This is a genomic window from Vibrio navarrensis (assembly GCF_015767675.1).
Taxonomy (GTDB): Bacteria; Pseudomonadota; Gammaproteobacteria; order Enterobacterales; family Vibrionaceae; genus Vibrio.
This window is the reverse complement of record NZ_CP065217.1, coordinates 171,660-197,208: the sequence shown is the minus strand read 5'-3', so window position 1 is coordinate 197,208 and position 25,549 is coordinate 171,660. Positions and strand designations below refer to the sequence as shown.

General features: G+C 50.7%; 23 protein-coding genes. 13 read left to right on the top strand and 10 right to left on the bottom strand.

Translation table 11 applies throughout. The annotated features are described in order from the left end of the window. The first annotated feature begins 3 nt into the window (after nucleotides 1–3). On the top strand, nucleotides 4–942 hold the full coding sequence (locus I3X05_RS00880; RefSeq protein ID WP_045572399.1) for a Kdo(2)-lipid IV(A) acyltransferase: 939 nt from the start codon (nucleotides 4–6) through the stop codon (nucleotides 940–942). Nucleotides 943–1,145: 203 nt separating this feature from the next. Here I3X05_RS00880 and pyrE read toward each other — a convergent pair whose 3' ends face one another. Then, complete coding sequence (gene pyrE, locus I3X05_RS00875; RefSeq protein WP_039422753.1) at nucleotides 1,146–1,787, bottom strand: orotate phosphoribosyltransferase; 642 nt, start codon at nucleotides 1,785–1,787, stop codon at nucleotides 1,146–1,148. 219 nt (nucleotides 1,788–2,006) lie between these two features. Next, entirely contained in the window at nucleotides 2,007–2,723 is a 717-nt protein-coding gene (gene rph, locus I3X05_RS00870) for a ribonuclease PH (protein WP_193167061.1), read from the bottom strand. Nucleotides 2,724–2,904: 181 nt separating this feature from the next. On the opposite strand from rph, the gene I3X05_RS00865 reads away from it, so the two are divergent. Then, nucleotides 2,905–3,771: a YicC/YloC family endoribonuclease gene (locus I3X05_RS00865; protein ID WP_045572412.1), complete on the top strand. Its 867-nt coding sequence runs from the start codon at nucleotides 2,905–2,907 to the stop codon at nucleotides 3,769–3,771. Between the two features lie 224 nt (nucleotides 3,772–3,995). On the opposite strand, the gene I3X05_RS00860 is transcribed toward I3X05_RS00865, so the two are convergent. Genes I3X05_RS00860 through I3X05_RS00850 form a run of 3 tightly spaced genes read right to left on the bottom strand, consistent with a single transcriptional unit; the run spans nucleotide 3,996 to nucleotide 6,792 of the window. Next, nucleotides 3,996–5,114 (bottom strand): hypothetical protein, encoded by a 1,119-nt coding sequence (locus I3X05_RS00860; RefSeq protein WP_045572397.1) that lies wholly within the window; start codon nucleotides 5,112–5,114, stop codon nucleotides 3,996–3,998. A gap of 48 nt (nucleotides 5,115–5,162) precedes the next feature. Then, nucleotides 5,163–6,512 (bottom strand): type II toxin-antitoxin system HipA family toxin, encoded by a 1,350-nt coding sequence (locus tag I3X05_RS00855; RefSeq protein WP_193277858.1) that lies wholly within the window; start codon nucleotides 6,510–6,512, stop codon nucleotides 5,163–5,165. Further along, entirely contained in the window at nucleotides 6,502–6,792 is a 291-nt protein-coding gene (locus tag I3X05_RS00850; protein ID WP_045572395.1) for a helix-turn-helix domain-containing protein, read from the bottom strand. The genes I3X05_RS00855 and I3X05_RS00850 overlap by 11 nt, the downstream gene beginning before the upstream one ends. Nucleotides 6,793–7,747: 955 nt before the next feature. Between I3X05_RS00850 and I3X05_RS00845 the strand changes: the two genes are divergently transcribed. Continuing rightward, entirely contained in the window at nucleotides 7,748–7,888 is a 141-nt protein-coding gene (locus I3X05_RS00845; RefSeq protein WP_171816774.1) for a hypothetical protein, read from the top strand. A gap of 319 nt (nucleotides 7,889–8,207) precedes the next feature. After that, complete coding sequence (locus I3X05_RS00840; protein WP_226972306.1) at nucleotides 8,208–10,022, top strand: LTA synthase family protein; 1,815 nt, start codon at nucleotides 8,208–8,210, stop codon at nucleotides 10,020–10,022. Nucleotides 10,023–10,061: 39 nt separating this feature from the next. On the opposite strand, the gene I3X05_RS00835 is transcribed toward I3X05_RS00840, so the two are convergent. From I3X05_RS00835 to I3X05_RS00815, 5 genes are read right to left on the bottom strand one after another with little or no spacing between them, the layout of a single operon-like run. After that, on the bottom strand, nucleotides 10,062–10,910 hold the full coding sequence (locus tag I3X05_RS00835) for an ABC transporter ATP-binding protein (protein WP_082069809.1): 849 nt from the start codon (nucleotides 10,908–10,910) through the stop codon (nucleotides 10,062–10,064). Between the two features lie 11 nt (nucleotides 10,911–10,921). Next, on the bottom strand, nucleotides 10,922–11,782 hold the full coding sequence (locus tag I3X05_RS00830; protein ID WP_052702612.1) for an ABC transporter ATP-binding protein: 861 nt from the start codon (nucleotides 11,780–11,782) through the stop codon (nucleotides 10,922–10,924). Between the two features lie 9 nt (nucleotides 11,783–11,791). Next, nucleotides 11,792–13,621 (bottom strand): extracellular solute-binding protein, encoded by a 1,830-nt coding sequence (locus tag I3X05_RS00825; RefSeq protein WP_045572394.1) that lies wholly within the window; start codon nucleotides 13,619–13,621, stop codon nucleotides 11,792–11,794. Nucleotides 13,622–13,661: 40 nt separating this feature from the next. Further along, the gene (locus I3X05_RS00820) at nucleotides 13,662–14,705 is read right to left on the bottom strand and encodes an ABC transporter permease (protein WP_045572393.1); all 1,044 of its coding nucleotides are present in this window, start codon (nucleotides 14,703–14,705) and stop codon (nucleotides 13,662–13,664) included. Nucleotides 14,706–14,708: 3 nt separating this feature from the next. Next, nucleotides 14,709–15,734 carry an ABC transporter permease subunit gene (locus tag I3X05_RS00815; protein ID WP_045572392.1) on the bottom strand — a complete coding sequence of 342 codons (1,026 nt, stop codon included), beginning with the start codon at nucleotides 15,732–15,734 and terminating at the stop codon, nucleotides 14,709–14,711. Nucleotides 15,735–16,562: 828 nt separating this feature from the next. On the opposite strand from I3X05_RS00815, the gene I3X05_RS00810 reads away from it, so the two are divergent. The 9 genes from I3X05_RS00810 to rpoZ all read left to right on the top strand — a co-directional run bounded on the left by I3X05_RS00810 (nucleotide 16,563) and on the right by rpoZ (nucleotide 25,549). Continuing rightward, entirely contained in the window at nucleotides 16,563–19,163 is a 2,601-nt protein-coding gene (locus I3X05_RS00810; protein WP_045572391.1) for a TonB-dependent receptor, read from the top strand. 71 nt (nucleotides 19,164–19,234) lie between these two features. Continuing rightward, a complete protein-coding gene (locus I3X05_RS00805) occupies nucleotides 19,235–20,002 on the top strand; it encodes a DUF3450 domain-containing protein (RefSeq protein WP_045572390.1) in 768 nt (255 codons plus the stop codon). Then, nucleotides 20,002–21,363, top strand: coding sequence for a MotA/TolQ/ExbB proton channel family protein (locus tag I3X05_RS00800; RefSeq protein ID WP_337970894.1), 1,362 nt, complete (start codon nucleotides 20,002–20,004; stop codon nucleotides 21,361–21,363). The genes I3X05_RS00805 and I3X05_RS00800 overlap by 1 nt, the downstream gene beginning before the upstream one ends. A gap of 9 nt (nucleotides 21,364–21,372) precedes the next feature. Then, a complete protein-coding gene (locus tag I3X05_RS00795) occupies nucleotides 21,373–21,900 on the top strand; it encodes a MotA/TolQ/ExbB proton channel family protein (protein WP_045572388.1) in 528 nt (175 codons plus the stop codon). Between the two features lie 71 nt (nucleotides 21,901–21,971). Beyond that, nucleotides 21,972–22,379: an ExbD/TolR family protein gene (locus I3X05_RS00790; RefSeq protein WP_039422707.1), complete on the top strand. Its 408-nt coding sequence runs from the start codon at nucleotides 21,972–21,974 to the stop codon at nucleotides 22,377–22,379. A 4-nt stretch (nucleotides 22,380–22,383) separates the two neighbouring features. After that, complete coding sequence (locus I3X05_RS00785; RefSeq protein ID WP_039422706.1) at nucleotides 22,384–23,016, top strand: energy transducer TonB; 633 nt, start codon at nucleotides 22,384–22,386, stop codon at nucleotides 23,014–23,016. A 13-nt stretch (nucleotides 23,017–23,029) separates the two neighbouring features. Then, nucleotides 23,030–24,244 carry a tetratricopeptide repeat protein gene (locus tag I3X05_RS00780; RefSeq protein WP_171816777.1) on the top strand — a complete coding sequence of 405 codons (1,215 nt, stop codon included), beginning with the start codon at nucleotides 23,030–23,032 and terminating at the stop codon, nucleotides 24,242–24,244. A 294-nt stretch (nucleotides 24,245–24,538) separates the two neighbouring features. Beyond that, nucleotides 24,539–25,162: a guanylate kinase gene (gene gmk, locus I3X05_RS00775; RefSeq protein WP_039439031.1), complete on the top strand. Its 624-nt coding sequence runs from the start codon at nucleotides 24,539–24,541 to the stop codon at nucleotides 25,160–25,162. 114 nt (nucleotides 25,163–25,276) lie between these two features. Beyond that, a complete protein-coding gene (gene rpoZ, locus I3X05_RS00770) occupies nucleotides 25,277–25,549 on the top strand; it encodes a DNA-directed RNA polymerase subunit omega (protein ID WP_045572386.1) in 273 nt (90 codons plus the stop codon).

Below are 25,549 nucleotides of genomic sequence, written 5' to 3'. Positions count from 1 at the left end.
GTTATGGCACTACAAACCCCTCCAACCTTCTCACTTTCACTGCTGCACCCCAAATATTGGCCGGTGTGGTTTGGCTGCGCTGCGCTGGCGCTCGTCGTCACCATTGTTCCTTACAAAGTGCAACTGCGCTTAGGGCGAGCGCTCGGACGCTTTGCCATGCGCTTTGCCAAAAGCCGCGTGCATGTGGCCAAGCGCAATCTCGAACTAGCTTTCCCGCAGATGGACGCTCAGCAAAGAGAGCAGATCGTGGTTGAGAACTTCAAAAATGTCGGTTTGGCGCTGTTTGAAACGGGCATCGCTTGGTTTTGGCCCAATTGGCGTATCAAACGTCACATTGCCTTTCGGAACATTGAGCACTTACTCGCACTCGAGGAGCAAAAAAAAGGGGTGCTGCTGGTCTGCACGCACGCGCTCAACCTTGAGATCACCGCGCGTGCCTTTGCTCTGTTCGCGCCGGGTTATGGCGTTTATCGTCCTCATGACAACCCCGCCTATGACTTTATACAGACTTGGGGACGCACACGTTTTGGCAACCAGATGGTCGATAGAAAAGACGTGAAGGGGATGCTGAAAATTCTGCGTTCTGGTGGCCGCTTGTGGTATTTGCCCGATCACGATTATGGCAACAACAATGCGGTGTTTGTGCCCTTTTTCGCCGTGCCAGACGCCTGCACCACGGCCGGAACTGGTGTGCTGGTGGATGCGAGTAAATGCGCCGTGATCACCGCTTCCAGTTTTCGCCAAGGGGAAACCTACACGTTAGAAGTGGATGAAGACATCAGTGCCCAGTTCCCGCGCAAAGACGCCGTTGGTGCCGCGACAGTGATGAATCAGGCGATTGAAAAAGTGATCTTGCGTGGATTAGATCAATGGATGTGGCTGCACAAACGCTATAAGAGCATGACTGACCCAAGCCAGCCACGCGGCATTCGTTATAAATAGATAGTTAGGGGTTAGGGACTAGGGGGCTAGGTTCTAGGTTTCTAGGTTCTAGGTTCTAGGTTCTAGGTTCTAGGTTTCTAGGTTTTGCTTTTCCTAGAGCCTGCCCTTCCTCGTACCTAGTCCCTGCTCTTCCCTAGAACCTGCCCTTCCTCGTACCTAGTCCCTGCTCTTCCCTAGAACCTGCTCTTCCCTAGTCCCTACTCTTAAACACCAAACTGCTCACGGTACGCTTTAACCGCGGCGAGGTGCTCAGTCGCATCACCTTTCTCTTCTAGGTAAGTGATCAAATCCGACAGGCTGACAATCGAGATCACCGCGCAGCCGAAATCACGCTCCACTTCTTGAATCGCAGAGAGTTCGCCTTTGCCCTTTTCCTGACGGTCAATCGCCACCAACACCCCAGCCAAATCGGCGCCGTTGGCCTGAATAATTTCCATCGACTCGCGAATCGCCGTGCCTGCGGTAATCACATCATCCACCAGCATAATGCGCCCTTCCAGCGCGGAGCCGACTAAGTTGCCGCCTTCGCCGTGATCTTTGGCTTCTTTGCGGTTAAAGCAGTAAGGCGTATCGATATCGTGGTGATCTGCCAAGGCCACTGCGGTCGTGGTGGCGATAGGAATGCCTTTGTAAGCAGGGCCAAATAGCACATCAAACTCAATACCAGAATCTGCCAGTGCAGCGGCATAAAAACGGCCTAGTCGCGCCAAATCACGGCCAGTATTGAAAAGACCAGCGTTAAAAAAGTAAGGACTTTTACGACCTGATTTTAAGGTAAACTCACCAAACTTAAGGACCTGTTTCTCTAGGGCAAATTCAATAAACTCACGCTGGTATGCTTTCATGAATACTCTCTCGATGTTTAATAGGTTAATAGGTTAATAGGTTGCTAGGTTACTAGGTTCTAGGTTGCTAGGGACTAGGTTATTAGGTGCTAGTTCTTAGCTCTTCCTAGGATCTGCTCTTCCCTAGGACCTAGAGCCTGCTCTTCCTAGTACCTAGGTCCTTGCTCCTGCTTTTCCCAGATAAAAAAATAGCCCCCTTAATGGGAGCTACTGACTAAATCATTCCGCTAATGCGGCTTTCTGTGCGGCGACGATCTCACTGATGCCTTTTTTGGCCGACTCCAGTAGCGCCAGCAACTGTTCATGGCTAAACGGTTCGCCTTCTGCTGTGCCTTGAATTTCAATCATCTTGCCTTCTTCGGTCATCACCACGTTCATGTCAGTGTCGGCGGCTGAGTCTTCGACATATTCGAGATCGCAAAGCACGTCGTCACCGAGAATACCGACCGAAACGGCTGCCACATGGCCTTTCATCGGGTTCTTTTTCAGCTTGCCGCTGTCCAGCAGATGTTGGAACGCATCGGCCAGTGCCACGCTCGCGCCAGAAATCGACGCCGTGCGCGTGCCGCCATCGGCCTGAATCACATCACAGTCAACCGTGATCATAAACTCGCCCATGACTTCCAGATCCACCACCGCACGTAAGCTGCGGGCGATCAAACGTTGAATTTCCATAGTACGGCCGCCTTGCTTGCCGTTGGTCGCTTCACGGCGAGTACGTGAATGCGTCGCGCGTGGCAACATGCCATATTCCGCGGTCACCCACCCTTTACCCTGGCCTTTTAGCCAACGAGGAACCGATTCTTCCACGGTCGCATTGCACAACACCTTGGTATTACCAAACTCAACCAAGACAGAACCTTCTGCATAGGCGGTGTATTGACGAGTGATTTTAATTGGGCGCACCTGGTCTGCCGCGCGATCATTTGGACGCATGGATGAATCCTTTTCTGGGGGATGAGTAAGATTGGGGCAGGATTATAACGGAAAGCCAGCCAAGATCCTAGGGAGAACGCTGAGTTCTCGAACGCCGCACTCTATCGTGAGCCACGAGCCAGGCGATTGTGTGTTACTATTGCAGGGCGTTATTTTCACAGATAAAGAACAGGAAAATTCGATGATTTACAGTATGACAGGCTACGCCCGCAAAGAGGTCAAAAGCGACTGGGGCACCGCCGTGTGGGAAATCCGTAGCGTCAACCAACGCTATTTGGAAACCTATTTTCGTCTCCCAGAGCAATTTCGTGGCTTAGAACCGCTGCTGCGCGATCGCTTCCGTCAGCGCTTAGCGCGCGGCAAAGTAGAATGCAATTTGCGCTTTGAGGCCAATCCCGCGGCCAAAAGCGAGCTCAAGATCAATGAAGCGCTGGCCAACCAAGTGATCAAAGCCGCCGAGCAAGTGATGCACATGACCGGAGAATTAAGCCGCATCAACCCTTTCCAAGTGATGCAATGGCCCGGCGTGATGGAGACACCAGAGCAAGATATGGACACCATCAACAAAGCGTTACTCGCGGCCTTTGATGAGGCGCTGGCGGAGTTTATCGAATCACGCGGGCGTGAAGGCGACAACATGAAAGCGCTGATTGAGCAACGTCTTGAAGCGATCAGCGCAGAAGTGGTTAAGGTGCGCGCGCGCATGCCAGAGATTTTGCAATGGCAACGCGAGCGTCTGCTGGGCAAGTTTGAAGAAGCGAAGATCGAGCTGGACGCGACCCGCGTAGAGCAAGAGCTGATCCTCCTCGCACAGAAATCGGACGTGGCGGAAGAGCTGGATCGCCTCGATTCCCACGTCAAAGAAGCACGCAATGTGCTGAAAAAAGGCGGAGCGTGCGGCCGCAAACTCGATTTCATGATGCAAGAGTTTAACCGCGAATCGAACACGCTGGCATCAAAATCGATCGCCACCGACATCACCGCCTCTGGCGTCGAGCTGAAGGTTCTGATTGAGCAAATGCGCGAGCAGATCCAGAACATCGAATAAGGTTCTTGGGTAGAAAGCTATCCGTCTAAGAATGTCTTAGAAGCCCTGTATTACTTTTTGAAGAGCCTTGTAAATACAGGGCTTTTTTATTTTTCCCTTCCAAATCGGTTTGCAGATGTCCGTTACCAGTTGCTGTTTAAGGGGTGGGCATACATCCTTTCAGCCAATAAATGCTTAATCATATTTTTTGCTCACAGCATTTTACCTGTCTATAACCCCATCGTTTAAAGCAAATCACTCAAGCGATTTAACAGTGCTTTGCGGCTATTATTCGCCACAAAAAAGCGCTGAAAGCGTTGTTCAAACGCCGCTTCATCCGCTTTGAACTGATAGGCCTCAAACAGCTGATGCAGATAGCGTGATGCCGCATCGTAACCACTGGCGCAAGTTCGATCCGCTTGCTCTTGTGATTGCTGCCAGTAGTGCTCACGCTGGTTGTAAATATCCGTCAATACTTTTTCTTTTTCTGCTTTTTCGAGGGCTATTTTCTTTGCGAGCGCTGCGGCTTGCTCTCGCTGTAATTGGCTTTGCGCTTGCTCAAGGAAAGGAGAAATCAGGTCGGGGGTTAACCAGTATTGATAGATCTCGTCTGTGTCGGCAGGTTCTTTTCGCGTCAGCGCTAAGGCTTGGTGACGAGTTAGCTGGCCTTGCTCAAACAGCGTGCGTAAAAGCGTGTCTTTCTCTACTTGCGAGAGATTATGGAGCCACGTATCAAACTGAAATTGGGTTTGTTTGGCTTGGTGACTGGGTTGTTCGTTCAGCACCATGGCGAGAGCCTTAACCAAGGCTAAAGGAGTATCATACAGCGCAGCAAACGCCTGCACCTCTTCACTGAGGTGCTCAAAATCGAATTGAATCAACGGCACTCGTTCAACTTCGTCATTACAATCAAACGCTTTGAGCCACATGAAGTAAACTAGGCGCCAATCCCCTTGCATTAACCCATTGCGTAAAGCAGATAAATGCTGGAAAAAGTCGTCAGCATGTTCATCATCAAAATATTCGTAGTACTCCTCGATGGAAAAAAACAGCAACTGCCACTCATCGCTTTGATGCACATAAAGCCCATCGCTTGAAAAGCCAAGTAACGCATCTGGAAGCGTTCCAGCTGGTAGCTTGATGTAAGTATAAATTGAGCCCCAATCGGCATAGTAAAAACCGATATCGAAGTATTTTAACATCAGCTCAGAAGGCTCCGCCTTTAGGTCACTGTAGGTGTAATACACCTGAAAGGACGTAGCGCTGATCTCGGCACGGCTTGAAATGGCTCTGAGTGCTTGGCGCTCTTTGGCATCTAAAAAACCGTCCAGACGCTCGAATTTATAGTATTGATATTCGCTCACGATGACCTTGCTATTTATTTGTTGTGAATTGAAAAGCTTGTTTTAGTTTCATTGAAACAGCGCTGCATTTTCCTGTTTTCGCAGATCCAATGTCTTAGCAATCGCAGACACTGTTGTTTTACTGATCCCTTGCTGCCGTGCAAGGTGAGTAAATTGGCTGATGGCTTCTGCGACTTCTTCAATAACTTGCTTTGCATCATGCCAACTCCCATAGCCAGCGCTGGTCGCTAGTTTTTGCATCACCTTAAGCGGTGGCGCTTTGCCATAACCGCCGAACGCAGTGGCGTGTTCGTTAAATGGATGTGGGCTGTAGGTAACATCGTAAAAAGGGGCAGGATCCCATTGACCGTCATCCGCTTGCAAAAACGCCCAGTTTTTACTGTGGTCGTCTTGGTTAGACGATAGCAAGTTAAACATGGCTCGGCGAAATTGCAGCTGCCCAGCCGCTGGAGATTTACACAACTGACGGCTGGCTTTAATTAAATCAATGTAATCTAAACTTGGCGTTCGAAAGTCTTTATCCAGTAGCCCGCAAGCGCTGTGCATATGCAGGCGACCTGAACTGCGATTGCCGCTTAAATTGGTCTGCTCCGTGACATAATCAAAACGCTTAAGCGCCAACCAGGCAGACGCACCGCTAGTATGCCGGGCTTCAATGAGTTGCCAGTGGGGCGGTTGGCACTTGGCTTGCTCAGCCATTTGTAAATAGACTGCCTCACACAAACCTTCTTCATGCCCGAGCGCGAGATTTTTCGAGGTAAACTTGATCAGCCAAGCTTCATCACCAGGCTGAGCAAAGGTTCGACAATGCTGAGCTTCTCCCGCAGGCATATAAATCTGCGCCTTGGGCCTTGCCCCACCCGAACTACCTCCGGCGACTAATGCGGCCAACACCTGCTGAGTATGTCCATCTAACTCATCGTGATTATCATCCATATAATCTGACATTGAAGAATCGAACAGCGTTTGCGCTTCTAAGCCTAAAATAGCTAAATCAATGTCAGCGTGCGTGGTGGCTGAAAACTCAGACACCGGAGAAAAAGACAGCGCTCCCATGCCTTTATCACCGACAAAGGCCAGTCTATCCATCGCCGTTAATTGATTTGGCAAAATGCCCTTTTGACGGAAAATACGATCTTGCAACAGCATGCCCCAGCCATCGGGCAAACAATCTACAAATACGCCATGTACACCTTGATGTGGCGCTTTAGGTGCGGCTTGAACTTGTGTGCTCGCTTGCAAGATAAAAGGTGATAAATTGCCAAACTGCTGCAAATAGTCGTCAGCATACTGGAAAAAAACACCTTGCCGATTCTGCGCTAAGACCCCAACTGCAACCTGCTCACCTGAGCTTAACGTGCGGGTTACGCTGAGTTTTTGAATGGGTTTAAAACTCATCTTTTAGCACCTCATCAATGCTAGTGGGCAGAGCGGCACGCTCTTTGTTAGGCTGCGTGAGCTCGTATAACCGCTCAAGTGAGTCGAGGGTCTGCCAAAGCAACAACAATTGGCGAAATGAAATTTGCCCGGTCAGCTCAAATTTCTTAATGGTGGCCGCAGGTACGCAGCTTCGCTCTGCCAGTGCTGCGCGTGACAGCTTTGCCTGCTTTCGTAACTCACGCAAATAAGACGCATAGGCTTGGCTTACATCGGTATCATCAAGTAAGGTAAAATTCATCCGCAAAGACCAAATGGATACAGTTATATCCATTATAGCGAAATAAAACATAAAATGGACATTATTGTATCCATTTCTGGATGAAATGTTGAAAAATTACTCGATAAAGCCTTTCTAAACTGCTATTTTTAAAGCCTAACAGCAGCATAAAAACGGCACTGTTTTTCCGTAGTCATAGCCAAGAAGCACCACTAAGATTTATTAAAAGCCATAAGCAAGTGGTGGGCAAACAGGCATCTTTGAGCGGTTTATTTTAGATAACTCGTTGAGTTTGCTAGGGTCTAGTCCACTGTTTAATGAGCAGTTCCAAAACATAGAGTAACCTTCACCAGTGGCCACGCATGGACACAAAATCATTATGTTATGAAAAAGTAGCACTCATAACATCCATTACAAATCATATCTAACGATGTAATACGTATGCTCTAACGCATTTTTGATCATGGCATCAAGCTCGATGTTACTCAATTCAACCCTGCAAGCCCTTTTCGACCCAAAGATGCAGGTGGGGAGGAACAAGCTGCGAACGATCCTATGACCAGAACCGAAGTCGTTGAGTTCTTTACTAAGCTCAGAGCGATCCCGATCAGGACATTCCCCAAACAGAACTTTAGGCAACTTACGAACAGCTGGTAAGGCTGATAAACTCGTCTTTGACGCCTAAAGAGCGATCATTTTTACTGTCTCTCAAAAATCGTGCCCCCCGACAGGTCTCTTTTGGCGCTTTCTTTCAGGAATCAACCAGTTGCCTGCTGTTCGGTGGAAAATGCAAAAGCTGGCCAAAATGAACCCAGAAAAACATTCCGAAGCTTACCATCGGCTTCACCAAATATTGACGATATAAAAGCTCAGCCATCCAGCGACGAACATCACTCGCTCTAAATCTGACGGCCTTACCTTCTGGATTGGGCCTAATAGGCTGAGGCGAACCTCTAGCGAAGACGGTACCGATGCGATGTTTGGCGTTGGCGTTGGCTTTGACGACTTCATCAGCGACTACTTCTCTATCGGAGCCAGTTACACGCGCGACAATATCGACGATGGTGAAATAGATGGCTATGCGTTAAATGCCACCTTTCACTTAGACCTGCTTTGATGGCTTAACAGGGATATTCCATTAGGCATTTGCCTCAGAAAACTTCTGCCATGATCAATCCCAAGGGCAGGAGTTTTCCGGCGATTTCATGCCCTTGGCTAGAAAATACGGATTTGAGATAGTGACCAATCTCTGAGCCAGCTCTGATTCCCAAAATGAAAGCCAAGATAATACTGCGGCTTGAGCCTTGGTTACTGTATAGTTATCGCTTTCCATCAAACTCATCACCCTGCGCTATTTCTCCATGTTAATTCGCAATACACTTTGTTCGTTTTTGGTTCTCTTTGCCGTCGCACTCACGAGTAAGTGTTTGGCATTAATGACGTTTTCTCAACTTCCTGTCGATCTCCTCTCTGGCGCAGGAGTTGAAGCATTACTCTATGGTCTGCGTTTTGACGCGACCATCGCGGCCATGCTGAGTGCGCCGATGTTCCTTACCAACCTGGTGTTGCTGGCACTTAAACGCGATCTGCGTCCGCTATTGCACGTGTTACTGTGTTTGGCGATTACTTGGATTGTGGGCAGCAGTTTTTCTGATGCGATATACGCGAAAGACGCCAGCAAACATGTCACGTTCGAACTGTTTACCGCGCAAGGAATGGAAAGCGAACTGTTGGTCACGGCACTGAAAAGCTATTGGGCGACGATGCTGATTGGCACCATTTGGCTACTCGTTTGCATGGTGATAGCGGGAAAATACCTGACTCTCTCTAACCGACGCGATACGCCTTGGTACAACAACACCGCGTTTGCGATATTGTGGCTGTTTATCACGGTAAGCTTGGTTCGTGGCGGCTGGGGAGATGCACCGCAAACGCCGATGCGCGCCTACAATATTGGTAATAGTGAACAAGCCTTTATTGCCTGGAGCGCGCCATACAGCATCACTTACTACCTCTCTAATGGTGACCGTGCGGCGATCAAAAAGATCACCCGCGATCCTAGTTCTGAACAGATCGCCATGTGGCAACAAGCTTTCCAAGCACCGCAACCTGCGAAACTGGCTGCGCTCAAACAAGCTAACATCGTCATGATTTTGCTGGAAAGCTGGCCTGCTTATGACATGCACAGCTATGCGGGCGATGTCGATGCAACGCCTTTTTTTGACAGCTTGCGTCAGCGCTCATTCTCCACCTTCTCAAGCTACGCCGATGGCTATCGAACCGTACAAGGAATGTTCGCCACGTTCTGCTCGTATCCCAATCCAACCAGCGGCATTATTTCAACCAGTCAGCTACAAAACGCGCAATACGTCTGCTTGCCGCATATCTTGCGTCAACAAGGCTGGCAAACCACGTTTATACAAGGGAGCGCCAAGGGCAAAGTCGGCTCATTCGCGCAAACGCTCGGCTTCGCAGAATCGTTCGGTAAGCACGATTACCCGTTTGAAGGCGTACATAATGAGTGGGGGTATATGGATGGTGATATTTATCGCTTCTCGCTTGGACAAATCGATCGCTTGAGTCAATCTCAACAGCCCTTTTTCCTTACCATCAATACGGGCACAACACATGGCTCTTTTCTGCCTGAACAAGATGGCTATACGTTTGGTCGAGAGACGCAAATCCATGAAAGACGCAGTGTGATGCACCATGCGGATCAAGCACTCAGCCAATTTATTCCGCAGCTTGATGCAAAACTGGCTCAGCTAGACAAGCCGACACTGGTAATTTTACTTGCGGATCACACAGCCAAGACCGTAAAGGGCGGCTTTGTGAAAAATGCGATTCCTTTTTTGATGTACGCCTCAGATAAATCTGTCCCAAACCAAACTCGGCCCATCACCGCTTCACAACGTGACGTCGGTGCTACCGCCCTCGATTGGCTGGGCGGCTACGCACCGTGGTTTACTGGCCAAAGCTTACTGAATCCTCACTACGCCGGACGTGCCAGTTTTGCTTTTGGCACGGGCTTTTTCTGGATGAGCAAAGATCACGGCATCGCCATTAACGCCGAAACGGGCGAGCTCGCCCAGTGCTTCGAGCTTGGCGCTGATACCGTGAGTAAAAAAACCGTTGCCTGCGATCAACCTTGGGCCAACGCCCTGTTTGAGGAAGCGAGTTATTACAACAGCATATCTCAATATTTGCTGTTCAAAGGGCGCAGCGCCGATTATCGCGCTCGCCTGAATTGAGTGGATAACAAAACAGCAGCCTTAGGCTGCTGTTTTGTCTTATGCGCTGCGCTGCGCTTGAGTGGCTTGTTCCGCTTGGCGCTTACGTTTGCGATATTTTGGATGGGTGATTGGAATCGCGGCAAGGAGTGTCTTGGTGTAGTCGTTTTGTGGATTGGCGTACACCTCTTTGGCGCTGCCCTCTTCCACCACTTTGCCAAAATACATCACCGCCACTTTGTCCGAAACGTGTTTCACCACCGAGAGGTCGTGGGAGATGAAGATGATCGCTAAGTTCATCTCTTTTTGCAGTTGCAGCAATAAGTTGAGGATCTGCGCCTGCACCGACACATCGAGCGCCGAGACCGATTCATCACAAATAAGCAGTTTTGGTTTCAGGGCAATCGCGCGCGCGATACCGATACGCTGACGCTGTCCGCCAGAGAACTCATGCGGATAACGGTTAACCGCCTCAACCGGTAAGCCCACTTTGACCAGCAGCTCTTTGACCCACTCTTTACGCTCAGCGGGTGTGCCGATACGGTGAATGATATACGGCTCTTCTAAAATCATCCCGACCGTATGGCGCTGGTTGAGTGATTCCATCGGATCTTGAAAGACAATCTGCATATCGCGGCGCAGCGGACGCATCTCCCGTGCCGACAGCTTGGTGATGTCGCGCCCTGCAAAAAATATCTGTCCTTCGGTCGGCTCGTACAGCTTTAAAATCGTCCGGCCAAGGGTACTTTTGCCGCAACCCGACTCACCGACCAAGCCCAAAGTCTCGCCTTCACACACCGAGAGCGAGACGCCATCGACGGCTTTAACCGTGTAGCCTTTACTAAACAGCTTTTTGCCGGAAACAAAGTGCTGCTTGAGGTTTTCAATACGGAGAACTTCTTTACTCATCCCTGCTTTCCTTAGTTGGTGGCAAACATGCTGGCGTCAATCGGCTTGATATCAATCATCTGCTTGGGCTCGCTGTCCAAACTTGGCATCAGCCCCATCAAACGTTCGGTATACGGGTGCTGCGGGTTATCAAACAGCTCGAAAATTTCCGCTTGTTCTACAATCCGGCCGCCATACATCACCGCCACGTCGTCGCACACTTCGGCAACCACGCCGAGATCGTGCGTGATGAAAATCATCGCCATGCCAGTTTCTTGTTGCAGTTCATTCATCAAGTCGAGAATCGACGCCTGCACCGTCACATCCAGTGCCGTGGTCGGCTCGTCACAAATCAGCACATCTGGTTTACACGCCAGCGCCATGGCGATCATCACACGTTGACGCATCCCGCCCGAGAGATTATGCGGGTACTCATTGAGGCGCTTCTCTGGCATTGGAATACGCACTTTTTTCAGCATCTCTAAGGCATATTCATTGCGTGCCCGTTTGTCGAGCTCAGGGCGATGCAGTTCCAACACTTCAATGATCTGCCGGCCAATGGTATGCACCGGATTGAGCGCCGTCATCGGATCTTGAAAGATGATGGAGATACGATCGCCGCGCATGGCATACATTTCTTGCGCAGGCAGATTGACAAGGTTAGTGCCGCGATAAAGGATTTCACCCTTGACCACTTGACCGTAAGGTTTGGGCAACAGGCCCATAATCGCCATTGAGGTGACGCTTTTGCCACTGCCCGACTCGCCCACTAATCCCAAAGTTCGCCCGGCACGCACATCAAAATTCACCCCGTGCAGCACCTTAACCGGGCCATCATCGGTGGTAAACGAGACCTCTAAATCTCGCACGCTCAAAATCACATCTTGCTGCATGACTACTCCTTACAACTTATAGGTGTCGTCGATAATCGTCACGGGTTCAAAGGTTTTGCCCGATTTAAGCGCTTTTTCCGTCTCTTTTTTAACTTCAGGATCGATCCAGAACGTACCAAAACCGAGTGCGCCACCGGTGCTAAACAAGGTTTCGGTTTTCTTGGTCATCGCTGGCGTCGGGAATTTGAGCCAGCGCCAATATCCCATGCGGATATAGGGCACCATGTAGCCGGGCACGATCACGTTGGCATCGCCGACAATCTGCTGGATCTGCTGCGAGTAGCGATACTTCTTCTCCATATCGAACTCGTTTTTATAGGCCATGATGAGCTCATCAAGCTCCGGGGTGCTGAAGTTAGTGAAGTTATTGGTTTGAGGGCGATTAGCATTGACCGAATGGAAATATTCCCAATACGCAGGCGTCGCAGAGGCGCTCATATCCAAAAACGCCAGTTGATGTTTTTTCTCCAACATATATTTGAATGCGGAAGAGCCATCCACCAGCTTAAGTTCAAACTCCAAACCAGCTTTTTTCGCCTGCTCTTTCAGGTAAGCGATGCGTGGCGTGTGGTGTCCATAGGCGTAGGTAATGGCAAAACTGAGGCGATGACCTTGCTGATTGACGCGGATCCCGTCTGGGCCGATTTGATCAAAACCCGCCGCTTCGAAATAGCGAATCGCTTTCTCTGGATCAAACTCCGGCGCTTTGGCATTGGGCACGTCATACTTACCGTGACCCGTACCCAGTGCGTGTGGCTTACGTGAGTAGTCTCCGCGCGTAATTTTTTCAATCATGCCATCGTAATCGGTGGCGTAACTGATGCCGCGGCGCACGTTGAGATCATCCAACAGCGGCGTGGCGACGTTCATCCATAAACCGCCTGCGCCCTCAGGCAGTTGGCTGTAGCCCCAGAACTTATGAATGTAGCCTTTCTGGTACGACTCGCCGTTGGATTTGTCGTGCCACAACTCAGGTAGCACTAAGGCGAACGAATCCAAATCGCCTTTTTCGAAATGCTTCATCGCGATGTCGTTATCGCGAATAACGTTAATGCGAATTTTTTCCACATTGTAGCGATGTTGATAATACTTGTTGCTGTACCCCCACCAATCTTGCCCAACGTGTTCAAAAGTGACGCTTTTGCCTTTTTTGATGTCGTCCAGAGAGTAGGCGCCGGTAGTTGGCTCGGCTTTGAAGTTGTACTTGCGTACGTAGTTGTCATCAATGCCGTCACCGTTTTCATCTTTGCTCGGGTTAGCATAAAAGTGGGCCGGACGTGGACGCAAGCCCCCTAACGTCTCGAGCAGGTCTTCTGGGTTTCTCTCCTGCTTACTCACCACCATCAAGGTGTGCGCATCGATCTTTTGTACATCGCTCACCACGTTGGTGTAGTACTCGTTATACCAAGGGGCGACCAGATCTTTGGAGCGATAAAACTTGAGCATAAAAACAAAATCGTCGGCGGTGACTGGTTTGCCGTCGGACCATTTGGCTTTGGGATTGAGTTTAAAGTAGACGGTTTTATTGTCGCCCGTCAGCGCCCATTCGTTCGCCAGCGCCGGGATCCAAGCATCGGTGTTGGGGTGACGGTCCAGCAACCCTGGCGTTTCATCGAGTATGTAGTAGCGCAGGCCAGAGTTGGAATCCGGGCCGACGCTGCGCAGCGTTTGCGGAAAGCTCTGCATGTAGGTGCGCAAGGTGCCACCAAATTTCGCTTCGCTTGAAGCAAACAGCGGCTCATCCCAGTTGCTCTGCCAGTTGAGATCCGCTGGCAAAGTGGCGGCGTACAAGCCGCTACTTAACAACGACAAGGTGGCAGCTAACATTGATTTTTTCATTGTGATATCCCTATGAATTCCAGTCCGTTGCCCCATCATATCAGACATAGCGGGTAAACTTCTTCGGATCGAACGCTGCGCGTATCGCTTCTCCGATGAAGGTCACCATCACTAGCACCGCGACAATCGACGCCACAACCGAAGAGACGATCCAAGGCGCATCCAAATTCGATTTCCCCTGCTGCAACAGCTCGCCCCAGCTCGGCGTCGGCGGCATCAGACCTAAACCAAGGTAATCCAAGGCGGTCAGCGCGGTGATGTTGCCAGCAATGGTGAACGGCGCGAGTGTCACGATCATCACCATGGTATTGGGCAGAATGTGGTTAAACAGAATACGTCCGGTCGAAGCACCCAGCGCTCGGGCTGCCATCACATACTCACGCGCCGACTCTCTATAGGTCATGGTGCGCATGTACCAAGTCATGCCCATCCAGCCAAATAGGACGTTAATGCCGACAAACAGGGCAAAGGTTGGCTGCACAATGGAGACTAAAATCATGATGACGTACAAAAACGGCACCATCGACCACACTTCAATCAAGCGTTGCACAAATAGGTCAAACTTGCCGCCCCAATACCCCATGGCGCAACCAACCGTTGTGCCAATCGCGTAGGAGATGATCATCGTCAGCAGCGCAAAGCCCATCGCAGTGCGAAAGCCGTACACCAGACGCGCCAAAATGTCGCGGCCAATCACGTCCGTGCCAAAGTAGTGCTTGCTTTGTGCATCCGGAGCGGTGGGTGGGTAATCGCCAGAAAAATCCTGCTCGTACGGGTTCCAAGGCACCAGCGGCAACAGAACGAAATTATCGCCCCCTTGCTCGGCAAACTGCTTTTGCAGCTCACGGTAGTTGGCTTCGCTGGCTGACTCTTGGCCAAATTCACTGCCCGTGCGCACATCGCTAAACACTGGAAAAAAATACTCGCCTTGGTATTTCACCACCAGCGCTTTGCTGTTGATCAACAGCTCGGCAAACAGTGACAACACCAGCATGATCGACAGCAGCACGAAGGAGTAATAACCCCGTTTGATGGCTTTAAAACTGCGGATTTTCTTTTGCGTTAATGGGCTAAATGTCATCATCGTCTAGGCTCCAAATTTCACACGTGGATCAACCAGAGCGACACAGATATCGGAAATGATGTTGCCAAGCAGCAAGAGTACCGCATTGATCGCCACTATGCCCATCACCACCGGGTAGTCACGCTCAATAATTGACTCATAACCCAGCAGGCCAATGCCGTCGATGTTGAAAATCACTTCAATCAAGAAGGCACCGGTCATAAAAAACAGCAGTGAGTTGCCAAAGTGGCTGGCAATCGGGATCAAACTGTTACGCAGTGCGTGCTTACGTACCGCCGTCTGAAACGGTAAGCCTTTGGCAATCGCGGTGCGGATGTAGTCTGAGGAGAGGTTTTCCATCAGGTTGTTTTTCATCGTCAGCGTTAGGGTGGCGAAATCGCCGATCAAGTAACAGATCAGCGGCAATACCGCATGCCACATCACATCCTGCGCGCGCTCGAAAAAGGTTTCCAGATCGTCAAAGTCTTCGCCGACAAAGCCCCCCATCGGAAACCACTCTAAATGATAAGAGAACAAGGTAATCAGTAGCACGCCGACCACATAGCCGGGCAAGGCATAGCCAACAAAGATCAGTATCGAGGAAGCAGAATCAAACACGGAACCATGTTTGAGCGCCTTGTAATACCCCAAGGGTATCGAGATGAAATAGCTGATAAAAAAGGTCATGCCGCCATAAAACAGCGACACCGGAAGGCGCTCGGCAATCATGTCCCCCACGGGTTCGTAATAGCGAGTAGATTCGCCAAAATCGAACACCGCCAGTTTGCTCAGCCACTCAACGTAGGCTTGCACTACGGGTTTATCCAGGCCGTAAAACGCGTTTAACTCCGCCATCTGTTCATCAGACAGCGCCGAGTTGCCGCCTGCCGTGGTCATCGCCGCGGCGCCATCGCCTTGCGATTGCATTTTCGACAACATGCGTTCAACTGGGCCACCGGGCACAAATCGAGTGATAGCAAAGATAAGGATCGTGATCCCAAGGAAGGTGGGAATCACCAACGCCAGACGGCGTAGAAAATACGACAGCATATACAACTCACTCCATGTCACTGTGCAGAATCGGCAAATAAGGAAAACAATGAAAGCATCCACACCGATGTGTGGAATGAACGATAGACCGCTAAACCTGTCGAAGTGTTCATCCTAAACAGCCTCAATCTCTGGTTTTCGACTCTGGCACCCGATAATCAGCGCCATATTTATATCGAAATCCGCAAAGCTTCAAGTGTTTATCGCCAAAACATGACAAACTACCGACACTCTCAACCTTCTGTATCCCTGCTGGTAAAAAAAATAAAAATCCAGTTTTTTTGCAACTACAGAACATCATTCCGATTGGTTTAGAGCTCTAACACTACATAAAAACGCAAAAATTAAGTATAAAAAGACACCTTTCGCGTGGGCAATGAAACACTATAAATGAGCATGAGCTCTTGTATCAACAGGCGTATCATAATTTGATACCACTCGACTCACCGCAAGCTTATGCTGAGAAAAGCAGCCACCCAATGCAATCAGAGTAATATTCTATAGACAATCGTTTTCCAAGGTAAATTCACCCACTAAACGATCATCAGCAACATATGGCGTTACTGGTTAAGAAAAACACAAAATACACTGTTTTATTGAAATTATTCGTTATCGAATGCGTTTTTTATAGACAATTCTCTCGATAAAAACACTCCATTATAAAATTTTACATATTTTTTACAGCTTACACCCCGCTAATCTCACTGGTTTGACTTCTAAAATCCACATCATGTATATCTGTCGCGCAACGTTAACGAAATATTAACGTCACATTTGGTCATTTTTAGACCACAAAACATAGGAAATAATGAAAACGGAGCAACAAGGATGTACAAAAACACAACAGCCTTATCGGTTGCGATCAGTCTTGCCCTAGGAACAGCATCGCTGTCACCACTCGCTTTCGCAGAAGAGCAGCAAGTCGAGCAACTACAGAAAATGAAAGTCACGGGTTCACGGATCTCAACCACGCAGATGGAAGGTCCGTCACCTGTCACTGTCATCACCAGCAAGGATATTGCGGCAAAAGGATTTAACAGCGCGCAAGATATTCTCAACAGCTTGACGCAAAACACCGGCGGCGCGTTGGCACAAACCAACTCCTTCTCCTTCACGCCTGCGGCCCAGTCGGTCAACCTGCGTGGCCTAGGTGCTTCTCGCACACTGATCCTGATAGACGGTCGTCGTATGCCACAGTATCCGTTGGCAGAGAACGGCGTATCCAACTTCCAAGACATCGGTCAGATCCCGATTGCGGCGATTGAGCGTGTCGAAGTGATGACCGACTCAGGTTCGGCGATCTACGGTTCGGATGCGATTGGTGGGGTGGTCAACTTCATCATGAAGAAAGACTTTGATGGCGTGTCAGTCAAAGCGCGTTACGGCGACGCCACCGAAGGCGGCTATCAAAATGGTCGTGTCGACATCGTCGCGGGTAAAGACATGGACGACACGCGCATTCTGTTTGTCGCCCAGTTAGCCAGCAACGAAATGCTGATGCAAAAAGATCGCAGTTGGGCTGGTGACGACGCTTCCGATCGCTCGGCATTCAGTGGTTACTCAAGCTACGGCGCTAACTTTATCGCCAAAAACGGGCCGAACTTAACTCCTACCGATATCGGTAAGTCCTGTAGTGAAGTTGTTGGTGAGCATGCCATTGTTCTTCCTAATGGTCGCTGTGGCGTCAACCGCGCGGCATACCGCACATTGAAGCCAGAAAATAAACAAGCTGATTTGCTGCTGCGTGGTGAGAAAGATATCGACGATAACTTGACCGCCATGGCGGAAGCACGTTTTAGCTACAAATCCACCGAGTCACTCTTCGAACCCAACCCTTACTCGGTTGAAGTGGACGCGACACACACCGTCAATGGTGTGAACCGCGGCGAAGGGGAATATACTCGCCGTTTGGTCGAATTTGGCCCACGTGAGAGCAATACCGAAGCGACCGCATTTGGTGTGACGGCGGGTCTGACCGGCCTGCTTGCTGATGCCTACGACTGGGAACTGTACGCTAGCTTCTCACAGCAAAACGTCGATACCGACAATCCGGCGGTGTACACCACCATGGATCAAGCGGTGCAAAACGGCGAAATTGACCTGCTGGACACCATCTCAGCGGAAAATGTCGCCAAGTATACTGGTACGTCAAGCAAAGAAGCGTACTCTAAACTGTACTCGATCAACGGATCCATCGCGGGCGAACTGTTTGAAATGCCCGCGGGTATGTCAGGCTTCTCTGTCTACGGCGAATGGAACCGCACCGACTACAACGAAAAAACCGATGCCGTGACTGCCGCAGGCGGCTTCTCTGGCCTTGGCGGTACTTCTGGCGGTGGCGAGCGTGACCAAGTTGGTCTTGGCGCGGAGCTGCTGATCCCGATTCTCGAAGAGTTAGAACTGACTGTGGCTGGCCGCTACGATCACTACTTTGATGATTCTGCCACTGGCGGTGCGTTCACCCCGAAAGTCTCGCTGGCGTATCGTCCAACCGACACTCTCCTGCTGCGTGGTAGCTACGGTTTAGGTTTCCGCGCGCCAGATTTGAAACGTCTTTTTGGCAATGAGACGCGTGGCTTTGGTTCTGGTTTTGACCCAGCACTGTGTGCTTCGGTGGGCGGGACTGGCCCAAATGAGAATATTCCAGAATGTTCGACTCAACACTTTGATACGGTCAACGGTCCAAACCCTGAACTGAAAGAAGAGACCAGTACCAACATCAACCTTGGTTTGGCGTGGGAGCCTGTTGACGATCTGGGTGTAACCGTCGACTGGTATCACATCAAGATGGAAGACGTAGTTGAAGCGCCGAGTTACCAAGACGTGATCAACGATCCGAGCAAATACCCAGGTACGCAAGTAATCCGTAATCCAGACGGCACGATTGATAAAGTAATCTACGGCCCGGTCAACCAAGCGTTTGAAACCCGTTCAGGCATCGACTTGTCGGTCAGCTACGCCTACGACACCAATGATATGGGCTCTTTCTCAAGCAAAGTCTCGGTCACTAAACTGCTCAAAGCGGAATACCAAGAGAGCAGCTCAGAGCCAGTCAAAGACGAGATGGAGTACATGCCAGAGTACACCGCGACCTTGAACCTAGGCTGGGCGTATCAAGATGTCAACGTCAACCTGTTTGGTAAATACCGTGATGAAATGTGTTCTGGCTACGCCAACGACTACTACTTCAAAAGTTGTGACGCCGCCAAGAAAGCAGGCTACGAAACCAAGATTTCGAGCATGACCACTTGGAATCTAACCACCTCGTATCAGTTTAACGAAAGTGGCCGTGTGACCTTGGGCATCATCAACCTGTTCGACAAAGAACCGCCAAAGGATCCATTGAGCGACACTTCACCGTTTTACGCGGATGAATACGATGATCCGATTGGCCGTCAGGTCTACGTAGAAGCGTCTTACGACTTCTAATCGGACTCACCCATTTGGCGCGGGAGTTTCCCGCGCCCTTTTCGACTGACAAAACACGAAAGGATGCAACCATGACGTTAAAGGAATTTGGCGTAAGTGCACTCACCGCCGCGATGCTGACCGTAAGTGGCAGCGCGTTGGCCGCTGATTCAGGCAGCGTAATTTCCACCCAAGCGGGTAGCAACAAAGCCGCACAAGCCTCACAACAGAAAATCGACGGCTACGCTGACAACACCGAAGCGATGCTGGCAGAATACAAAGCCATCATGCGTCAAGTCGACAGCATGAAAGTCTACAACGAGCAGATTAACCGCATGGTTCAATCGCAGCAAAGCGAACTGGACTCGCTCAATCGACAGATCGCCCAGATTGATCAAACCGCGATGGAAGTGGTGCCTCTGACCCTCAAGATGATCGACGCACTGGACGATTTCGTCACGCTTGATCTGCCTTTCCAAAGCAAAGAGCGTCGCAAGCGCATCAACGAATTGCGTGAATTGATGGACCGCGCCGACGTCACCACCTCGGAAAAATTCCGTAAAGTGATGGAAGCGTACCAAATAGAAGAGGGCTTCTCACGCTCAATTGAATCTTACAAAGCCAGCCTTGATCGCGGCGGCGAAGTGGTGACTTACGACTTCCTACGCATTGGCCGCACCGCGCTTTTGTTCCAATCTCCAGACGGCATTGAAACCGGCATGTGGAACCAACAGACCCGCCAATGGGAACAACTGCCGGAAAGCTACCGCCTTGCGGTTCAGCAAGGGATCCGTATTGCTAAGAAACAGGCGCCACCATCACTGATCAAACTGCCTGTCTACGCTGGGGAGAATAAATAATGAAAGGATTCAAAACCGTCGCCGCGGCCCTATTGGCAAGCTTACTCGTTGCGGGAGCCGCGCACGCTGACAGCACCAAATCACTCAACGATCTGCTCAAAGAGGTAAAATCGGAAAGCATCGTTGAATCGAAAGAGAACAAAGCGCGCGAGCAAGCTTTTCTGGCCGATCGCAACCAACAAGCCGAGTTGCTCAAGCAAGCCAAAGCGCAGCTCAAAGCTGAAACGGCACTGGGCGAACAGCTCAAAGTCACTTTTGACAACAACGACAAAAAACTCACTGAACTGAGCGAAACGCTGCGTCAGCGCTCAGGCACACTGGGTGAAATGTTTGGCGTGGTGCGCCAATACGCGGGCGAGTTCAAGGGGCTGTTTAATGCCTCGCAAAACGCGGTGCAGTTTCCTGCGCGCGATGCTTTGCTGACCAAGCTAGCCGAAAGTAAAGAGTTGCCTTCCACCGAAGAGCTCGAAGCGTTCTGGCATACCATTTTGCAGCAGATCATCATCTCCGGTGAAACCTCAACCACCCCGGCGACCGTGGTGTACGGCGAAGGCAACGAAGCGGTGCGTGATGTCACTTTAGTCGGCGAATTTAACGCGATTGCCGATGGCAAATACGTTACCTACGTGCCGCAAACCGGCAAATTCGAAGAGCTCTCTCGTCAGCCCGGCGCCAACATCACTGGTCTGGTCGCCGGATTTGAACAAGCCTCTGCCAACTACGAGCCGCTGTTTATTGACCCTTCACGCGGCGTGATCCTTTCACTGTTGGTACAAAGCCCAACCGTTCAAGAACGCATCGAGCAAGGCGGCATCGTCGGTTACGTGATCCTCGCCATGGGCTTGATTGGTGCTCTCATCGCCCTCTTCTCTTACCTGCGCCTGCTGGTATTGGGTGGCAAAATGCGTCGCCAAGCGAAGTCGGATGCAGTGATCCCAGGCAACCCGCTCGGTGAAGTGATCCAAGCTTACCAAGAACACCAAGGGGATAACCTCGAAGATCTGGAAGCCAAGCTAGACGAAATCATTTTGCGCAACGCACCACGAATCGAACGCTTTATCGGCTCCATCAAGCTGTTCGCCTCCGTCGCACCGCTGCTTGGCCTGCTGGGTACCGTCATGGGCATGATCGGCACTTTCCAAGCCATCACGCTGTTTGGTACTGGCGATCCAAAACTGATGGCGGGCGGTATTTCCGAAGCGCTGGTCACCACCATGCTCGGTCTGGTTGTCGCCATTCCACTGCTGTTCCTCTACACCCTAGTGCACAGCAAAGGGCGTCGTCTGGTACAGATGCTGGAAGAGCAAAGCGCTGGCTTCATCGCGCGCTATCAGGAAAGACTGCACGCGGAGCAGCGCTAAGGAGGCGCCATGTGGTGGTTAATTGAAGAGTTAGACTCCATCAGACGATTCTTGGGCATGGGTGGCGATGTATTGGTCGCTATCTTTGTCCTCAGTTTCATGCTGTGGGTCGTGCTGCTTGAGCGTTGGTTTTATTTCGTTGCCGTGGCTCCACGGGCGATGAGAAAAGCCGTCACGCTCTGGTCAGGACGTGAAGAGCATACAAGCTGGAACGCCAAAATGATCCGTCAGGAGATTGTCTCCAAACAGGACATCGAAAACAAAAAAGGGCTGCCGATCATCAAAGTGCTGATCGCCCTCTGTCCGCTACTTGGCCTGCTTGGCACGGTGGTGGGCATGATTCAGGTTTTCGACATTTTGGCCATCGTCGGTACAGGAAGCCCTCGTGCTATGGCATCGGGGATCTCAAAGGCAACCATTCCAACCCTTGCGGGCATGGTGGCGTCGTTATCCGGACTGTTTTTCAGTACACGTCTGGATCACTTAGCCAAAGTCACCACGCAAAAGCTGGAAGACAAGCTCAAACACATTGCCTAGTGCAGGGCGCCATGGCCGCGAACAACGCGCGAAGGCACCTGTGCTCATAAACGGAATTAGAGGTATAGGTCATGAAAAGACGCTATAGCAACGACAACAGCGATGAGATGGCGATCGATATGACGCCGATGCTCGACATCGTTTTCATCATGTTGATCTTCTTTATTGTTACTACATCCTTTGTTAAAGAGGCGGGGATTGATGTCAATCGCCCCAGCGCCAACTCAGCGCAAACGGTCAAAAAAGGCAACATCATGGTCGCGGTCGGCGCGGCGGGCGATGTCTGGATTGACAAACGTCGCGTTGAAGTCGATGCGGTGCGCGCCAACGTCGAACGTCTGCGTGCCGAAAGCCCAGATGGCGCGGTGGTCATCCAAGCGGACGAAGAAGCCAACGCGGGCGTGGTGGTGAAAGTGATGGACCAGATAAGAATGGCCGGTGTGGCAAACATCTCGATTGCCGCGACCAACAAGGATTAAGCCTATGCGTTATCTGGCCTCCATTGCACTGGCGCTCGTTGTCTCCCTCGGACTCTTCTGGGGGATGGACAAGCTGGTAAATAAAGAGCGCCACGAGCTGGCGTCGAATGACGATCTGCGCATGGTCGATTTCATTCGCGTCAAACCCGAAGAAAAAGTACAGGAGAAAAAACGCGAACTGCCGAAACCGCCACCACCGAAACGCCCGCCGCCACCGCCAGAAATGAAGGTGACGTCGACGGTCAAGCCGGTGATGGAACAGATCCCGATGGATATGCCTAAGCTCGATCTTCCGGTGAATGTCACTGGCGGTTCGATTCTTGGCCACTACTCACAAGGGGGCGGTTCGCAAATCGCGGGCAACAGCGGCCCAGTACCCAGAGCAACCTTCCAACCGCAAATGCCGCGTAAAGCCGCCAAAGCGGGCTTGGAAAAAGGCAAGGTATTGCTGGAATTCACCGTCAACGAACATGGCGCAGTGGAAGACATCAAGATCCTCGAAGAAGATCCACGCCGTCTCGATTTAGGCAAAGAGGCACGTAAAACCGTCGCCAAATGGACCTTCACGCCGAAAATGGTCGATGGCAAAGCCGTCAGCTCACGCATGGCGCAAGAGATCGAGTTCTCAATCAACTAAGGAGTCCACCATGATGAAATCCTTCACCAGTGTGCTGGCTTCTGTGACCTTAGTGGCGGGTGCAGCGCTTGCACCCGCTCAGGCAAAAGAAGCGCCGCAGCTGACCGATCGCACCTTCCGCATTGTCAATAAAGTGCAGGAGCTGATCGCCACCGAAAAATACCCAGCGGCACTGGAAAAACTCACCGACACGCTAGAGGGTACCACCAAGCAGTACGACCGCGCGGTGCTACTACAACAAACCGGCTTTTTGTACTCGCTGCAAAGTGACTACACTAATGCGGCAAAGTATTTTGCTGAGTCGCTTAAGCTTGATGCCTTGCCAGTGCCCGTGGCGCAGCAAGTGCGCTACAGCTTAGCCCAGTTGTATTTAGCCGAGGATAAGTACGCGCAATCGGTCGAGACGATGAAAGCTTGGTTTGAGATCGGTAAAACCAGCGATGAAAAACCGCAAGCACACGCTTACATCACCTTAGCCAGTGCCTATGTGCAGATGGACGACTACAAAAACGCCATCGCACCGCTCAAGCAAGCGATCAGCATGAGCAAAAACCCAAGCGAGACTTGGTATATGTTGCTGATGGCCTCGTATCACGAGCTGGGGCAACTGAACGAGGTGGCGGCGGTGCTCAAAACCTTAACCACCCTCTATCCGCAGAAAAAGCGTTACTGGATGCAACTCTCTGGCACCTACCAAGAGCTGAATCAAGATCGCAATGCGTTGGCCGCGTTGGAAATGGCGTACAAGCAAGCCTTGTTTGAAGAAGAGAAAGAGTACCTACGCTTGGTGAACTTTCTCGCCTATCAAAACATCCCTTATCGCGCCGCAAAAGTGCTGCAAAGCGAGATGGAGAAAGGCAACATCACCCGCAATCAGGAAAACCTCGATCGCCTAGCCAGCTTCTGGCAACAAGCGAAAGAGCTGGACAAAGCGATCAGCGCATATCAAGAGGCGTATGCGCTCGCGCCAACGGCCAACAGCCAGATCCGCATTGCGCGCTTGATGTTACAAAACAAACAGTACGCCAGCATTACCGGGTTTACTCAGCAACTGGCCGCCGACGCCAAAGCAGAGCAGAAAGCGGAACTCGATTATGTGCGCGGCATGGCCTACTTCGAAATGAACGACGCGCTCAATGCGCTGCGCTCAATGAAAAGTGCCGCCGAGTCAGAGAAGATGCGCCAAGTGGTTAACCCTTGGATCACTTATCTGGCCAGCCAAGGATAACTTAAATACCCGGCCCAAGCCTTGCGGCGAAGGCCGAGTATTGAGGTTTAGTGTGAGTCAGTCGCACGTCTGGGGAAGCTTGTCTTCCCCTTTTTTCTCCCGACGGAGCGCTTTTCGCGCACAATCAGACGCACCAATATCAACTGGCAACCGATAGCGGATCGTGATACTCTTCGCCTCCATTTTTCTGGCCTAAAAGTAACCAATCGGTCACTCTGCTAGGCTGGTGCTATCTTTATTTATAGCCGATTTTCCCGATCAGCTTTCAATCCAACCAAATGTGGACCAAAACAGATGGGTAAAGGTACTCTTTATATCGTTTCCGCCCCAAGCGGCGCAGGTAAATCAAGCTTAATCTCCGCGATGTTGGAAAAGAACCCAACCTACGCGATGAAAGTCTCAGTCTCGCACACCACGCGTGGCATGCGTCCTGGCGAGCAAGATGGCGTGCACTACCATTTTGTGGAAAAAGAGCACTTTGAAGCGCTGATCGAACAAGGGGAATTTCTGGAGTACGCCGAAGTGTTTGGTAACTACTACGGCACCTCTCGCGTTTGGATCGAACGCACGCTCGACAAAGGCATCGACGTCTTTCTCGACATCGACTGGCAAGGCGCACGGCAAATTCGCACCCAGATGCCAGAAGCCAAAAGCATCTTTATTCTGCCGCCTTCCAACGGCGAGCTGGAAAGACGCTTGAATACCCGCGGCCAAGACAGCGAAGCGGTGATAGCCAAACGCATGGCTGAGGCAAAATCAGAAATTTCCCACTACAACGAATACGACTATTTGATCGTCAACGATGATTTCGATACTGCTTTGGTGGATTTTAAAGCTATCCTTCGGGCAGAAAGATTGAAGCAAGACAAACAAGCTGCTAAATATAGCGGTATGCTTGAAGCGCTTTTAGCGGAATAAGCCCCCGTTCTTGGTGTTCCGGTGCGACCCCATGGGTAGAAACTGGACACTAGGAACGGAGAGCTTGTATACTTTCTCGTCATTCAAAATTTAGTTAACTAATCTGGAGTTCTCATGGCACGCGTAACTGTTCAAGACGCTGTTGAAAAAGTTGGCAACCGTTTCGACCTAGTTCTGATTGCGGCTCGCCGCGCTCGTCAAATACAAACTGGCGGTAAAGATTCACTGGTGCCGGAAGAGAATGATAAAACCACCGTTATCGCCCTGCGCGAAATCGAAGAAGGTCTTATCACAAAAGAAGTTCTAGATGCCCGCGAGCGTCAAGAGCAACAAGAACAAGAAGCAGCAGAACTGGCGGCGGTTAGCAGCATCGCTCACAACCGTTAA